Annotated in this window: 16 protein-coding genes and 2 pseudogenes; 13 read left to right on the top strand and 5 right to left on the bottom strand. The window is 71.4% G+C overall.

Features of this window, described 5'->3' with window-relative positions; genetic code table 11:
- From IJH84_RS14220 to IJH84_RS14180, 9 genes and pseudogenes are all read left to right on the top strand, one after another.
- A partial coding sequence (locus IJH84_RS14220; RefSeq protein WP_295145139.1) for a GTP-binding protein occupies positions 1-505 on the top strand: 505 nt, incomplete at its 5' end.
- A gap of 34 nt (positions 506-539) precedes the next feature.
- Complete coding sequence (locus tag IJH84_RS14215) at positions 540-791, top strand: type B 50S ribosomal protein L31 (RefSeq protein ID WP_200069115.1); 252 nt, start codon at positions 540-542, stop codon at positions 789-791.
- A 10-nt stretch (positions 792-801) separates the two neighbouring features.
- A complete protein-coding gene (gene rpmF, locus IJH84_RS14210) occupies positions 802-954 on the top strand; it encodes a 50S ribosomal protein L32 (RefSeq protein WP_200069116.1) in 153 nt (50 codons plus the stop codon).
- A 143-nt stretch (positions 955-1,097) separates the two neighbouring features.
- A complete protein-coding gene (locus IJH84_RS14205; RefSeq protein ID WP_200069117.1) occupies positions 1,098-1,793 on the top strand; it encodes a response regulator transcription factor in 696 nt (231 codons plus the stop codon).
- 53 nt (positions 1,794-1,846) lie between these two features.
- Positions 1,847-3,196, top strand: a complete 1,350-nt coding sequence (locus IJH84_RS14200; protein WP_295145143.1) for a cell wall metabolism sensor histidine kinase WalK — start codon at positions 1,847-1,849, stop codon at positions 3,194-3,196.
- Between the two features lie 189 nt (positions 3,197-3,385).
- A pseudogene (locus tag IJH84_RS14195) lies at positions 3,386-4,180 on the top strand (DeoR/GlpR family DNA-binding transcription regulator); the annotation flags it as partial.
- A 200-nt stretch (positions 4,181-4,380) separates the two neighbouring features.
- Positions 4,381-5,457 (top strand): galactose-1-phosphate uridylyltransferase, encoded by a 1,077-nt coding sequence (galT, locus tag IJH84_RS14190; RefSeq protein ID WP_200069119.1) that lies wholly within the window; start codon positions 4,381-4,383, stop codon positions 5,455-5,457.
- A gap of 167 nt (positions 5,458-5,624) precedes the next feature.
- Entirely contained in the window at positions 5,625-7,286 is a 1,662-nt protein-coding gene (locus IJH84_RS14185) for a trypsin-like peptidase domain-containing protein (protein WP_295145133.1), read from the top strand.
- Between the two features lie 189 nt (positions 7,287-7,475).
- Complete coding sequence (locus IJH84_RS14180; protein ID WP_200069395.1) at positions 7,476-7,976, top strand: molybdenum cofactor biosynthesis protein B; 501 nt, start codon at positions 7,476-7,478, stop codon at positions 7,974-7,976.
- An 86-nt stretch (positions 7,977-8,062) separates the two neighbouring features.
- On the opposite strand, the gene IJH84_RS14175 is transcribed toward IJH84_RS14180, so the two are convergent.
- A complete protein-coding gene (locus tag IJH84_RS14175; protein WP_200069120.1) occupies positions 8,063-8,359 on the bottom strand; it encodes an antitoxin in 297 nt (98 codons plus the stop codon).
- A gap of 192 nt (positions 8,360-8,551) precedes the next feature.
- On the opposite strand from IJH84_RS14175, the gene IJH84_RS14170 reads away from it, so the two are divergent.
- Positions 8,552-8,719, top strand: coding sequence for a hypothetical protein (locus tag IJH84_RS14170; RefSeq protein WP_233627172.1), 168 nt, complete (start codon positions 8,552-8,554; stop codon positions 8,717-8,719).
- A 121-nt stretch (positions 8,720-8,840) separates the two neighbouring features.
- Here IJH84_RS14170 and mscL read toward each other — a convergent pair whose 3' ends face one another.
- The 4 genes from mscL to IJH84_RS14150 form a co-directional block, all read right to left on the bottom strand.
- Positions 8,841-9,350 carry a large conductance mechanosensitive channel protein MscL gene (gene mscL, locus IJH84_RS14165; protein WP_200069122.1) on the bottom strand — a complete coding sequence of 170 codons (510 nt, stop codon included), beginning with the start codon at positions 9,348-9,350 and terminating at the stop codon, positions 8,841-8,843.
- A 90-nt stretch (positions 9,351-9,440) separates the two neighbouring features.
- On the bottom strand, positions 9,441-10,022 hold the full coding sequence (locus IJH84_RS14160) for an SAF domain-containing protein (protein ID WP_295145124.1): 582 nt from the start codon (positions 10,020-10,022) through the stop codon (positions 9,441-9,443).
- A 436-nt stretch (positions 10,023-10,458) separates the two neighbouring features.
- Entirely contained in the window at positions 10,459-10,824 is a 366-nt protein-coding gene (locus IJH84_RS14155; RefSeq protein ID WP_200069123.1) for an FmdB family zinc ribbon protein, read from the bottom strand.
- A gap of 95 nt (positions 10,825-10,919) precedes the next feature.
- Positions 10,920-11,543, bottom strand: a complete 624-nt coding sequence (locus IJH84_RS14150; protein WP_295145119.1) for a 5-formyltetrahydrofolate cyclo-ligase — start codon at positions 11,541-11,543, stop codon at positions 10,920-10,922.
- Positions 11,544-11,580: 37 nt separating this feature from the next.
- Here IJH84_RS14150 and IJH84_RS14145 point away from each other — a divergent pair, with 37 nt between their 5' ends.
- The 3 genes and pseudogenes from IJH84_RS14145 to IJH84_RS14135 form a co-directional block, all read left to right on the top strand.
- Positions 11,581-12,489 (top strand): UTP--glucose-1-phosphate uridylyltransferase, encoded by a 909-nt coding sequence (locus IJH84_RS14145; protein WP_200069125.1) that lies wholly within the window; start codon positions 11,581-11,583, stop codon positions 12,487-12,489.
- A gap of 41 nt (positions 12,490-12,530) precedes the next feature.
- Complete coding sequence (glp, locus tag IJH84_RS14140) at positions 12,531-13,754, top strand: gephyrin-like molybdotransferase Glp (protein WP_295145114.1); 1,224 nt, start codon at positions 12,531-12,533, stop codon at positions 13,752-13,754.
- A 12-nt stretch (positions 13,755-13,766) separates the two neighbouring features.
- Positions 13,767-13,889: pseudogene (locus IJH84_RS14135) on the top strand (RimJ/RimL family protein N-acetyltransferase); the annotation flags it as partial.

Genomic DNA, 13,889 nt, shown 5'->3' with positions numbered 1-13,889 from the left:
GACCGACGCGGGCGTGTCGCTGCTGCTGTTCGAGGAACGCCGCCCGTTCCACCCGGAGCGGCTGCACCAGGCGCTGGACGTGCTGCTGCAAGGCGTCGTGCGCACCCGCGGCCGCGCGTGGGTGGCGAGCCAGCCGGACATCGCGCTGTGGCTGGAATCCGCCGGTGGCGGCATGCGGGTGGGCCACGCGGGGCCGTGGCTGGCCTCGCAAGCTGGCCCGCAGTGGTCCGAGCTGGACTCCGAGCAGCAGCTCAAAGCCTCGCTGAACTGGGACGAAGACTACGGCGACCGGATGCAGGAACTCGTCGTGATCGCGCACGAGGCCGATCCCGGCGAGATCCGGCAGGCGCTGCTCGGCGCGGTGCTCACCGACGACGAGATCGCCGAGGGGCAACCGGCGTGGCGCCACTACCCGGACCCGTTCGGCGAATGGCACGAGGACCCGTGCGAGGACCCCGCCGAGGGCGAGCAAGAACCGGCCTCGCAGGAGCGCCGCAACCAATGACCCGCGAACGCGGAACCGAAGTGAGGAGGCAAGCGTGAAACCGAACATCCACCCCGACTACGGCCCGGTGGTCTACCAGGACCGCAACACCGGCAAGCAGTTCCTGATGCAGTCCACCGCCACCTCGGAGCACACCACCACCTGGGAGGACGGCGGCACCTACCCGCTGGTCGTCGTGGACGTCTCCGCGGACTCGCACCCGTTCTGGACCGGCACCCAGCAGGTTCTGGACACCGAGGGACGTGTGGAGAAGTTCCGCCGCCGCTACGGCGGCCGAACCCGCTGAGGAGGAAGCGATGGCGGTCCCCAAGCAGAAGAAGCCCCGCAGCAAGACCCGGCAGCGGCGTTCGCAGTGGAAGGCGAGCGCGCCCGAGCTGGTGCCGGTCGTCGTGGACGGCGAGCGCAAGCTCGTGCCGCGGCGCCTGGTGCGCTATTTCCAGCAGCGCTGAACCCGCCTGCGGCCCCGCTCGTTACGGCTTTCCGGGCGAGCGGGGCCGCGTCCGGCAGGTCCAGCGCGGGATCGATCACATCGGGTCCGCGGTCGCGGCGTGCTTCTCAGCTCCCTCTCAGGGCTCCGAGGAACACTGTCGGTATGCGCATCCTCGTCGTCGACGACGACCGTGCCGTGCGCGAGTCCTTGCGCCGCTCGTTGCAGTTCAACGGGTACCAGGTGGAACTCGCCGCGGATGGTCAGCAGGCACTCGACTGGTTGGCCGACCAGCGACCTGACGCGATGGTGCTGGACGTGATGATGCCGCGGCTGGACGGCCTGGAGGTCGCCCGCAGGCTGCGCAGCACCGGCGACGACCTGCCGATCCTGGTGCTCACCGCGCGCGACGCGGTCTCCGATCGGGTCGCCGGGCTGGACGCGGGCGCCGACGACTACCTGCCCAAGCCCTTCGCGCTGGAGGAACTGCTGGCGCGGGTGCGCGCGCTGCTGCGGCGCGCATCTCCGCCGGAGGCCGACGGCGGCGAAGGACCCGCCGCGCTGCACTTCGCCGACCTGGACCTCGATCCCGGCACCCGCGAAGTGCGCCGCGGCGACCGGCCGATCAGCCTCACCCGCACCGAGTTCGCGCTGCTGGAACTGCTCATGGCGCACCCCAAGCAGGTGCTCACCCGCAGTCGGCTGCTGGAGGACGTGTGGGGCTACGACTTCCCGACCTCCGGCAACGCGTTGGAGGTCTACGTCGGATACTTGCGCCGCAAGACCGAAGCCGAAGGTGAACCCCGCTTGATCCACACCGTGCGGGGCGTCGGTTACGTGCTGCGCGAGACCCCGCCGTGACCGCGCCCGAACCAGCGCCCGAGGAGGGCGACGCCCAGCCCAAAGGTGGCTCGCTGCAAGGCGTTTCGCTGCGCAACCGGGTCACGCTGCTCGCCGCGCTGTGCGTGGCCGGAGCGGTCGCGCTGGTGTCGCTCGGCGCCTTCTACACGGTGCGGGACAGCCTGTACGAGCAGCTCGACGACAACCTGACCCGCCGTGCCGCGGAAGCCGCTGCCGGGCCGCTGATCAGCGCCCCCGGGATGCAGAGCGTGCCGCTGGCGTTCTACTCCGCGGCGAACCTGCAGATCAGCCTGCTCGCGCCGAACGGCTCGGACATCGCGCCGGGCAAACGCCCGCCGACCGGCGTGCTGGAGCTGGCCGTCGCGCAGGACAAGCTGCCCCGCTCGGTCCGCACCGACGAGGGCAGCAACAGCCGCGTCGTGGCGGTGCCCGCGGACAACGGCGCGCTGGTGATGTCGCAGTCGCTGGTTTCGACGAAGGCGACGCTGGCGCAGCTGAGCCTGGTGCTGGTGGTGATCAGCGGTGCGGGCATCCTGCTCGCCGCCGCGGCGGGAACGGCGGTGGCCAGCGCCGGGCTGCGGCCGGTGCAGCGGCTCACCGCGGCCACCGAGCGGGTGGCGCTGACCGGTGACCTGCGGCCGATCCCGGTGTCCGGGGACGACGAGCTGGCCCGGCTGACCATTTCGTTCAACGGGATGCTCGGCGCCCTCGCCGAATCGCAGGAGCGCCAGCGCAGGCTCGTCGCCGACGCCGGGCACGAGCTGCGCACCCCGCTGACCTCGCTGCGCACCAACCTCGAACTGCTCATGGCCGCCGCCCAGCCGGGCGCGCCAACGTTGTCCGAGGAGGACCGCGAGGAGATGTTCGCCGACGTGCGCGGCCAGATCACCGAGCTGTCCGCGCTGGTCGGCGACCTGGTGGAGCTGGCGCGGGAGGACGCTCCGCAGGCGGTGCACGAGCCGGTCGAGCTGGTCGACGTGGTGGAACGGGCGCTGAGCCGGGCGCGGCGGCGCGCGGGCTCGGTGGAGTTCGACGTGCGGCTGCAGCCGTGGACCTTGCCGGGCGATGCCACCGCCCTGGAACGCGCGGTGCTGAACTTGCTGGACAACGCCGCGAAGTGGAGCCAGGACGGCGGACGGGTGCGGGTCGAGCTGCATCCGGACGAGCAGGGCTCTGCGGCGCTGGAGGTCGCCGACAGCGGGCCGGGCATCGCCGAGGGCGACCGGCCGCACGTCTTCGAGCGGTTCTACCGCTCGTCGCACGCGCGCACGCTGCCCGGTTCCGGGCTCGGGCTCTCGATCGTCAAGCAGGTCGCCGAGCGGCACGGCGGCAGCGTGTGGGCCGGGCCCGCGCCGGAAGGCGGCGCGCTGCTGCGGATGATGTTGCCCGGTGGGCTCGGCTGACCGAGCGGTTGCCCGGTTCGGCCGATAATCCAACAGCACCGAACACGGTTGGTGATCAGTTCGGCCGAACACCCGGATTTTTCGTTCGGGTAGTTGCGGGTAGTGTTGTTTCGTGTTGACTTGATGGACTCAAGCTCACTGCTCAGGACACAGCGCCCGGTTCCTGCCGGGCCGGATGGGACGGGTGGAGTGCTCGCGCGGCAACGCCAGGAAGTGATCCTCGACGAAGTGCGCCGCACCGGCGCCGTGCAGGTCAGCGAACTCGTGCTGCGGCTCGGCGTGTCGGACATGACCATCCGGCGGGACCTGGACGCGCTGGCCAGGCAGGGCCTGGTGGAGAAGGTCTACGGCGGCGCTACCTCCACGCTGGGGCGCAGCACCGACGAACCCGGCTTCGAAGCCAAATCGGTGCGCCAGCTCGCCGAGAAGGAAGCCATCGCGGCCGTCGCGGCAGGCATGGTCCGGCCCGGCACCGCGATCGGGCTGTCCGCGGGCACCACCACCTGGACGCTGGCCAGGCACCTGGACGACATCCCGGACCTGACCGTGGTGACGAACTCGGTGCGGGTCGCCGACGTGCTCCAGCAGCGCGGCAGGGCCGACCGGACCGTGGTGCTCACCGGCGGCGTGCGCACTCCTTCGGACGCGCTGGTCGGCCCGGTCGCGGTTCAGGCGCTGCGCTCGCTGCACCTGGACCTGGTGTTCCTCGGCGTGCACGGCATGGCGCCGCGGGCCGGCTTCACCACGCCGAACCTGAACGAGAGCGAGGCGAACCGTGCGCTGGCCGAGGCGGCCAGCCGGCTGGTCGTGGTCGCCGATCACGCCAAGTGGTCGACCGTGGGCATCTCCACGATCGTCGACTTCGCCGAGGTCGACGTGCTGATCAGCGACGACGGCCTGCCCGCGGACGCCAGGCAGGTGCTGTCCGAGCAGGTGCACGAGCTGGTGATCGCCGAACCCGCGGCCGGGCTCAAGGCCGATCAGCACGCCGGGGCCGGTGCGGGTGAGTCCTCGTCTGCGGGGTCCGGGCCAGCGGAATCCGGCGCAGCGGAATCCGGCTCAGCAGAACCCGGTTCGTCGGATTCCATCCCGGCTGATGCAGGCAGAGCCGATTCAGTCCCGGCCGATTCCGGCTCGGCCGGTGCGAGCCCGGCTGGCCCCGGCACCGAACAGGAGGTCGCGCGGTGAAGCGCACGCTTCGGCACCTGGCCGACGGCAGGGAGATCATCTACTTCGACTCCGACGAGGCGCCGCCCCGCGCGGCCGAGGACACCCGCGAGCTGCCACCGCGCCCGCCGGTTTCGGAGATGCGCCGCGACCCGCTCACCGGCGAGTGGGTCCCGATGGCCGCGCACCGGCAGAGCCGCACCTACAAGCCGCCGGCCGACCAGTGCCCGCTGTGCCCGAGCGCGCCGGGCCGCGCGACCGAGATCCCGGAGTCCGACTACGGCGTCGCGGTCTTCGAGAACCAGTTCCCCTCGTTCGCCGCCGCACCCGCCGACACGTCCGAAGTGCCGGAGATGCCGATGGTGCCCACCGGATCGGCGCGCGGGCGCTGCGAGGTCGTGTGCTTCACCTCCGATCACCACACCTCGTTCGGCCAGCTCACGCCCGCGCAGGTGCGCACCGTGGTGGAGGCGTGGGCGGACCGCACGGCCGAACTGTCCGCGGTGCCCGGCGTCGAGCAGGTGTTCTGCTTCGAGAACCGGGGCGAAGAGATCGGCGTGACGCTGCACCACCCGCACGGCCAGATCTACGGCTACCCGTTCGTCACGCCGAAGACGGACCGGATGTTGCGCGTCGCCGAGCAGTACCGAGCCGAGCACGGCAGGCCGCTGCTCGGCGATGTGCTGGCCGGTGAGCGCGCTTCCGGGCGGCGCGTGCTGGTCGACTCCGAGCACTGGACCGCGTTCGTGCCCGCCGCGGCGCGCTGGCCGGTGGAGGTGCACGTCGTGCCCCGGCGGCAGGTGCCCGACCTGGTGGCCCTGACCGATGCCGAGCGGGACGACTTCGCGGTGACCTACCTCGAATTGCTGCGTCGGCTGGACGGCCTCTACGACCGGCCGCTGCCGTACATCGCCGCCTGGCACCAGGCGCCGGTCCGCACCGGGCGGGACCTGTCGTGGCTGCACCTGGAGGTGTTCTCGGTGCTGCGGTCCGCGGACAAGCTCAAGTACCTCGCCGGGTCGGAGTCCGGAATGGCGGTGTGGATCAACGACGTGACTCCGGAGCAGATCGCCGACCGGCTCAAGGCGATCTGAGCGCCTCCTGCCGCGCCGCCCGCCGAGTCGACTGCTGCGTCGATACGCTGCGTGAACTGCCTCGTTCCCGACTGGGCGGATGAGCTTGCGCATCGTGTTGAATTTCCGTTGCTCGTCCACAGGGGGGTCTCAGGTGCCTCTCAGCTCGATGCCCCAAAGTGGGAAACATGAGCGACACGCCCCAGCGCGGTTCGGGCGAGCAACCCGAGGAGCCGCAGCAGCAGGCAGCAGGCGAAACGGACGCGCCGAAAGCCTCCGCCGACACTCCGCCGGCGGGGTTTTCCGAGCAGCACACCACGCAGTCGCAGACCTCGGCCGGTGACGCCTACGGCGCAACCGGTGGCGAGCAGAGCGGGCGGTCCGGCACCGGTGCGCAGGGCCAGCAGTACGGGGCGGCCCAGCAGGGAACCGGGCGGCCGGACAGGCCCGATGCGGGCCAGGCCGGCACCGATCAGATCGGTACGGGGCCGTACGGCACCGAGCAGTACGGGGGCGGGCCGTACGGCGCCGGCCAAGCCGGAACCGGGGAATACGGCGCCGGCCAGTCCGGCATCGGGCAGTACGGCACCGTCCAGTACCCGCAGTACCCCGGAACCCAATCCGGCGCCGCTGCCTACGGCGCGCAGGAACCGGGTATCGGCGGCGCTCCCAGTGGGCACTACCCGTATATGGGGACACCGCCGAACCAAGGTTGGCAGCAGCAACCGCACCCGCCGATGGGTGCGGTTCCGGTGCAGCAGGAACGCCGCAGGCGGCGGGGCTCGACGGTCGGGGTGGCGCTCGGCGGCGCCCTGCTCATCGGCCTGCTCGGTGGTGGCATCGGCGGGTACGTCGGCTACCACTTCGGCAGCAACAACGGCTCTTCCGCGGTCACGAGCCTCGAGCAGCAGCCACCGGCGCGCAGCGCCAGCAACGCCCCGCAGGGCTCCGTGCAAGGCGTGGCGCAGAAGGTCCTGCCGAGCGTTGTGCAGCTGCAGATCCAGAGCGCCGAAGGATCCGGTGAGGGCTCGGGCATCGTGCTCAGCCCGGACGGCTACATCCTCACCAACTCGCACGTCGCGCAAAGCGCCCAGCAAGGACGGCTGACCGCGGTGTTCAGCGACAGCCGAACCGCGTCGGTGCGGGTCATCGGCTCGGACCCGAGTTCGGACCTGGCGGTGGTGAAGGCGGACATCAACGGCTTGCAGCCTGCCGATCTCGGCCGTTCCGACGATCTGCCGGTCGGCGCTCCGGTGGTGGCCATCGGCTCGCCGTTCGGCCTTTCCGGAACCGTCACCAGCGGCATCATCAGCGCCAAGAACCGGGCCGTGCGCGCGGGCGGGCAGAGCGGTGACCAGTCGAGCGTGCTCAACGCGCTGCAGACCGACGCCGCGATCAACCCGGGCAACTCGGGCGGGCCGCTGGTCGACATGGACGGGCGCGTCGTGGGCATCAACTCGGCGATCTACAGCCCCGGGTCCAGCCAGGAGCAGGGCGGCTCGGTCGGTCTCGGCTTCGCCATCCCGATCGATCACGCCAAGCGCATCGCGACCGAGCTGAAGAACACCGGCTCGGCCACGCACACCACGCTCGGCGTCGGCATCGTCTCGGCGAACCAGCCCGGAGCCCTGGTGCGCACCGTCGCCCCGGGCGGAGCCGCGCAGCGAGCCGGTGTCCAGCCGGGCCAGCTGATCACCAAGTTCGACGGCCGCACCATCGAGGACGCCGACTCGCTGATCGCCGCGGTGCGCTCGCACACGCCCGGCCAGAAGGTCCCGATGACCACGGTCTCCCCGAACGGCGGCGGTGAGCAGACCGTGGAGGTCGTGCTCACCGGCGAGAAGCGCTGACGCGAACCGGCCCGGCCACCAGCCGCGGCCGCCCCGACCCGTGCCCCCACCGGGGCAGGTTGAACAAGGAGGACCCGTCCGATGTCCGAACGCAACGGCACCGTTCTGCCCGGCGACCGGATACGCCTGGTCGAACCCGAAGGGTCACTCGATCTCAACGACGAATTCCTTGCCACTACGGTGAACGACATGGAACGCAGCGCGCAGCGGCTGGGACGCGCCCTGGTGGTCGTGGTGGACGACCGGGTCGCGCGGGGCGAGCAGGAGGACAGCATCGGTCTGCTGGTGACCGAACTGCTGGAGGAGGCCGGATTCATCGTGGACGGCAGCGTCGCGGTGGCCGGTGAGACGGTGGACATCCGAAACGCGCTGAACACCGCGGTGATCGGCGGGGTGGACGTGGTGATCACGGTCGGCGGCACCGGAGTGTCGCCGCGGGACGTGACACCGGATGCGACTTCCGGGGTGCTGGACATGCCGGTGCCGGGCATCGCCGAGGCGCTGCGGGCATCCGGGCTGGCGGCCGGGGCGGTCGACGCCGGGGTGTCCCGCGGGTTGGCCGGGGTTTCCGGCAGCACGCTGGTGGTCAACTTGGCCGGTTCGCGGGCCGCGGTCCGCGACGGGATGGCGACGCTGTCCCCGCTGGTCACGCACGTGATCGAGCAGCTGTCCGGACTCGAATCGGCCTGATCCCCGCCCGCGGTGGGCGGGACGTACAAAACGGTGGCGGCACCCGCTCGGGTGCCGCCACCGTGCTGTTCGCGGTCGGTTCCGGCTCAGCTGCCGGAGGGCTTGTCCGGCCCGGAAGGCTTGTCAGGGCCGGAGCCGGATTCGCCGGACGACTTGCCGTCCTGCCCGTCCGGCTTGGCCTGCCCGTCCCGCTTGAGCATGCCCTCGACCTTGCCGCTGACGTTCTCGATCTGGTCGTGGTACTTGCCGCCGGTGGCCTTGTCCACGCTCGACTTGGCGGCGTCCAGCCCCTTGGCGGCGTTCGGCCCGGCCTTCTCGGCGAACTCGCCTGCTTTGCCCTTGGCCTGGTTGGCCAGGTCCTTGGCCTTGTCCACGAAACTCATCGGCTGCCTCCGCTTCGACGCTGCCCGGCCGGTGGTAGCAGGTGCCGCGAGCCGGTGCTCGTCGCGGCCCGGCGTGTCCGTGCCGTCACCGGGTGTTTCCCGATATTCCCATGGTGACATCGTGATCTTGGCGGAGGAAGCGACCCGCCTCCCGGCGCTTCCGCGGTCGCCGCGATGGGGGACGATGGTGGCGTGACCGACGACGAACGGCGGCGTCAGCGGCGACTCGCGGAGATCTTCGGCGAGGTGCTGCCGGAGACGACCTCCGACGAGCAGAGCGCCTCCGAGTCCGGCGCGGACGCCGCGCGGGACTCCGACCGCTGGTACGCGGAGAACCGCCCACCCCACCACGGCGGCTGAGCTACCCGCGTACGGCCGACGCGCCGCGTGCCGCCCGCATCGGGCCGAAGGCCGTCGACCACGCCACGGTGCTGCCCGCCGAGGCTGCCGGACGCCGTCCGCGCCCACTCGAATCGCAGCCTCAGTTCTTGCTGCCGTTCCCGTTCGAGCTCTTGGAGGCCGAAGCGGACGTGCTCGCGGTCGCCGCCTCGCCGTCGCCGCCCTTGGTCGTCTCGTCGTCCGCCAGCCCCTTGATGGCAGGCAGGCCCTGCTCCTTGCGCAGCAGGTCCCGGATCTCCAGCAGGAGCTCCGCCTCGGTCGGGTCGACCGACTCCTCCGTGCCCTTCTTGCGCCGCTCCTGGATCTTCTGCATCGGCAGCACGAACAGGAAGTAGACCACCGCGGCGGTGATCAGGAAGGTGATCACCGCGTTGATCACGAGCGAGAAGTCGATCTTCGACGACTCGTTGCCCTTGACCAGCTGGATCGTCAGGCCGTCCACCTGGGCACCGCCCGCGGAGGCGATCACCGGCCGGATGATGCTGTTCGTGACCGCGGTGACCAGTGCCGTGAAGGCACTGCCGACGACGACCGCCACCGCGAGGTCGATGACGTTGCCCCGCATGAGGAAGTCCTTGAAGCCCTTGAGCACGGCACGCTCCTTCTTCGATCGAGATGCCCGGGGCCGTCCCGGGCCGGTAGGCGCGGCGGAAGCCGTCCGTCCGCTCGGCCCTACGTCTGCTCAGCGCAGCGTAACGGTCACCGATCGGGTCAGTGACGCTCCTGCCACTGCCGGGGCGCGTTGCTCCGGCAGCCCGACTACCACGAGTCGTCCCTGATCGGGGCCGCTGCCCGCAGGGCGGACGGCGAGCACCGGTACCCGCTCGGCCAGCACTGATCCGGTATCGGACCGAGTGGGGATCGTGACGATGTCCACCCGGGTGCCGGAGCGCAGCAGGTCGGCGACGGCCGGGTCGGCCAGCCTGATCGGCACCGCGACGTGGTCCTCCCGCCCGGTGGTGATCCTGGTCAGCTCCGGCCCGGTGAAGCGCACGTCGGTCAACGGCTCACCGCCGCGCGAGGCGCCGCCGAGCGTGCGTCCGCGGGCCGCGGCGACCTCGCGCACCGCTCCGCGCGGCACCGCATCTGCGGGCAGCGCCCGCTGCGCCAGGTCCGAGTCCGTCAGTACGTGCCCCGGTGCGAGGTCGTGCGCGGCCACCACGACCCGGACCCGGTCATCCGGCGGAGCGGACTCCGGCCGCACCGCGAGCAGCAACGCGAGCACGATCAGCATCCCCGCGGCCGCTCGGCGGGCGAACAGCACGCGAGCACCGTGCAGCCAGGGAAGCCGGGCCGAGACCCGGTCCCGCCACGTCGGTTCGAGCGAGAGCTCCTTCCGCCGTCTCCGGCGCATCCCGCGTCGCCGGTTCCCGCCGGAGCCCGCCTTCCCGCTGGGACCCGCCTTCCCACCGGGACCCGGGTTCCCGCTCGCACCGCTACCTCGCCCGCTCATGTCGCCCCCTGCGTCGTTGACCACCTGTGATCGACGCTAGAAGAGCCGGGAACCGGCGGGCAGGGTCAAATCCGGAATCTGTGGATGAACCGGCAGCCTGTGGACAACTCGGCCGCGGGTGAGCATCGAAAATCGCCGACCGCTGCAAGCGATCGGCGATTCGGCAACTGCTGCGAGTTCAGTGCTGCGACTGCAGCGTTGCGAGCTCGAACGCGGCGAGCTCAGGTGCCGCGAGCTGCGGCCCCAGTCAGGACGCCGCGGTCGCGGTGGACGAGCTCGAAGAACTCGAGGACGACGAGGAACTCGCCGACGAGTCCGAACCGGAGCTCTTCGACTCCGAAGAGCCGGAACCCGAAGACGACGATCCGGAAGACGAATCCGACGAGCCGGACGAGCCGGACGACGACGAATCCGACGAACCGGTCGAGCCGGAGTTCGACCGGTTGTCCGTGCGGTAGAACCCGCTGCCCTTGAACACGATGCCCACGGCGTTGAACAGCTTCCGCAGCCTGCCCTCGCACTCGGGGCACTCCGTCAGCGAATCCTCGCTGAACGACTGCACCGTCTCGAAGCGGTGCTCGCACTCGGTGCAGGCGTACTGGTACGTGGGCACGGCGGTCAACCTCCGGGCGTTCATGGTATTGGCACTCGAGCGGACAGAGTGCCAACCCGATGATGCGCCAAATCGGGTGCCCAGCGCAAACACTCCTACGTCACACGACGTCCGAGATCGGCGTCGGCAGCCAGCTGCACAACGCCCCGACCAGGCGTCATGACCGCGTGCAGCCGCACGTCGTGCGGCTCGCCCGGCAGCGAATCCACGAATTCCTCGTCCCGGACCACGCCGATCAGCACCGCGTCCGGCGCTGCCGACGGCAACGACCGGTCGTAGTGACCAGCGCCCCGGCCCAGCCGGACACCGCGCAGGTCCACGCCCAGAGCCGGTACCAGCACCGCATCCGCCGCGGCGATCGCCGCCTGGCCGAGCCGGGCGCCGACCGGTTCCAGCAAGCCGTACTCGGCTCTCCGGAGCGAATCGGCGCCGGTGTAGTCCGCCCACTCCAGCGGCTCGGCGCCGACGACCACCGGCAGCAGCACGCGCCAACCGGATTCCCGCAGGGCGTCCAGCATCGCCAGCGATCCCGGTTCGCCGCGCACCGGCACGTAACCGGCCACCACACCGGGCTTGCGCCGGGCGGCCCAGCTCAGCACCGCCGCCCGCAGCGACTCCGCCTCCGCTGATCGTGTGGTCTCGGCGCTGGACCGCCGGAGTTCGCCCAGCTCGCGCCGCCACTGCGTCTTGGCTTCCCGTAGTTCTCCCAGCGAGGTCACAGCTCCACTGTAGGCCCGGCCGATAGGCTCCGGGACCATGAACAGCGCTGCCAGCAACCCCGCGACCGCTGCTTTCCGCACCGCGATCGTGCCCGCTGCGGGCCTCGGCACGAGGTTCCTGCCGACCACGAAATCCGTCCCCAAGGAACTGCTGCCGATCGTCGACACCCCGGGGATCGAACTGGTGGCCACCGAGGCCGCCGAGGCGGGCGCGGACCGGCTACTGATCGTCACCTCACCGGACAAGCAGGCCGTGGCCGACTACTTCCAGCCGGCCCCGGAGCTGGAGGGGACGTTGCGCGACCGCGGAAAGGACACCCTGCTGCAGAAGGTGCAGCGCGGCCCCGGCCTGATCACCGCGGAAACCGCGCTGCAGGAGAGCGCCCTCGGGCTCGGGCACGCCGTCGGATGCGCTGAACCGAAGCTCGGCCCGGACGATGACGCGGTCGCCGTCCTGCTGCCCGATGACCTGGTCCTGCCCCACGGGGTCCTGAGCAAGATGGCCGAAGCCCGGGCGCGGTACGGCGGAAGCGTGCTGTGCGCGTTCGACGTCCCGCCCGAGCAGGTTGCCTCCTACGGCGTGTTCCAGGTGGCCGACACGGGCGAGGAGGACGTCAAGCAGGTCCACGGCATGGTCGAGAAGCCCGCGCCGGAGCAAGCCCCCTCGAACCTAGCCGCGGCCGGGCGGTACCTGCTGGATCGCGCGGTGTTCGACGCGCTCAAGCGCATCGAACCCGGTGCCGGAGGTGAGTTGCAGCTCACCGATGCCGTAGCGTTGCTGATCTCGGAGGGTCATCCGGTGCACGTCGTGGTGCACCGCGGAGACCGACACGACTTGGGAAATCCTGGCGGTTTCCTGAAAGCTGCGGTGGACTTCGCGCTGGAGGATTCCGAGTACGGGCCGGGCCTGCGGGACTGGCTCGGCAAGAGGTTGAACAGGAGCTGAGGACTCGCGGCCTCGGCTCCGCGCGGAAGAGGTCGAGTGCCATGAGGTCAGTGGACGAACAGCTCGCGCGAGTCCTCGCCGCCGCCGTGCGGCCCTCTCCGGTCCGCGTGGCGATCTCGGAGGCGCAGGGACTGCTGTGCGCCGAGGAAGTCGTGGCCGGGCAAGCGCTGCCCGGGTTCGACCAGGCCGCGGTGGACGGCTACGCGGTGCGCAGCGTGGACGTGCGGACCGACGACGGCGAAGCTCCGGTGCTGCCCGTGGTCGGCGAGATAACGTCCGGTTCGCGGCAGCCGCGCAGGCTGCAGCCGGGGCAAGCGGTCCGGGTCGCCACCGGCGCCCCGCTGCCCACGCTCGCGGACGCGGTCGTCCCGTTGGAGCAAACCGACGAGCACCCGGCGAAGGTCACGGTGCGCGAGGGCGTGCCGTCGGCGGCGTTCGTGCGCCGCACCGGGGAGGACGTGCAGACCGGTGACGTGGCGGTGCGCCGCGGTTCGGCGATCGGCTCCGCGCAGGTGGGGCTGCTCGCCGCGGTCGGCAGGGACAAGGTGCTGGTGCACCCGCGCCCGCGCGTCTCGGTGATCTCGCTGGGCGAGGAGCTCGTCGACGTCGACCGCACGCCGGGGCAGGGGCAGGTCTACGACGTCAACTCGTACGCGCTGGCCGCCGCGGCCCGCGACGCCGGCGCCGAGGTGACCCGCGTCGGCATCGTCGGCATCGACCCGAAGCGGTTGCGCGAGGTGATCGAGGGCCGGTTGCTGCTGTCCGAGATCGTCGTGATCGCGGGCGGCATCGGCGGCGCGGTGGGTGCCGAGGTGCGCGCGGCGCTGTCCGATCTCGGCGAGCTCGACACCACTCGGGTCGCGATGCACCCGGGCTCGATGCAGGGCTTCGGCCGGCTCGGCCCGGACGAGGTGCCGACGTTCCTGATGCCGGGCAACGCGGTCAGCGCCCTCGTGCTGTTCGAGGTCCTGGTGCGTCCGCTGATCCGCGCAGCGCTGGGGCGCGAGAATCCGCACCGGCGCACCGTGACCGCGAACCTGCTGTCCCCGGTGAGCTCGACGGCCGGGCGCCGCGGGTTCCTGTGCGGGCAGTTGCTGCGCGACCCGGAGACCGACTCCTACCTGGTGCAACCGCTGGGCACCTCCGGCTCGCACCTGTTGGCCTCGCTGGCCGAGGCGAACTGCCTGGTGCTGATCGACGAAGACGTCTCCGAGGTGTCCGCGGGCGAGGACGTGCAGATCCGCTTCCTGTCGCAGCGCGCCTGACCCGCGGCGACGATGGCCACGGATTCCGAGATCTTCGCCGGGCGGCATCCCGGCTGGCCGGCCCGCCCCGCTCCGCTGGCGGTGCGCGCGGGCGCGGTGGCGTTGCGCCCGCCCCGGCTGCGGGACGCCTCCGCG

It is taken from the genome of Saccharopolyspora sp., from assembly GCF_017434145.1.
Taxonomy (GTDB): domain Bacteria; phylum Actinomycetota; class Actinomycetes; order Mycobacteriales; family Pseudonocardiaceae; genus Saccharopolyspora_C; species Saccharopolyspora_C galaxeae.
Note: the sequence above shows the minus strand (reverse complement) of the source record. Positions and strands in the feature narration are given on the sequence as shown.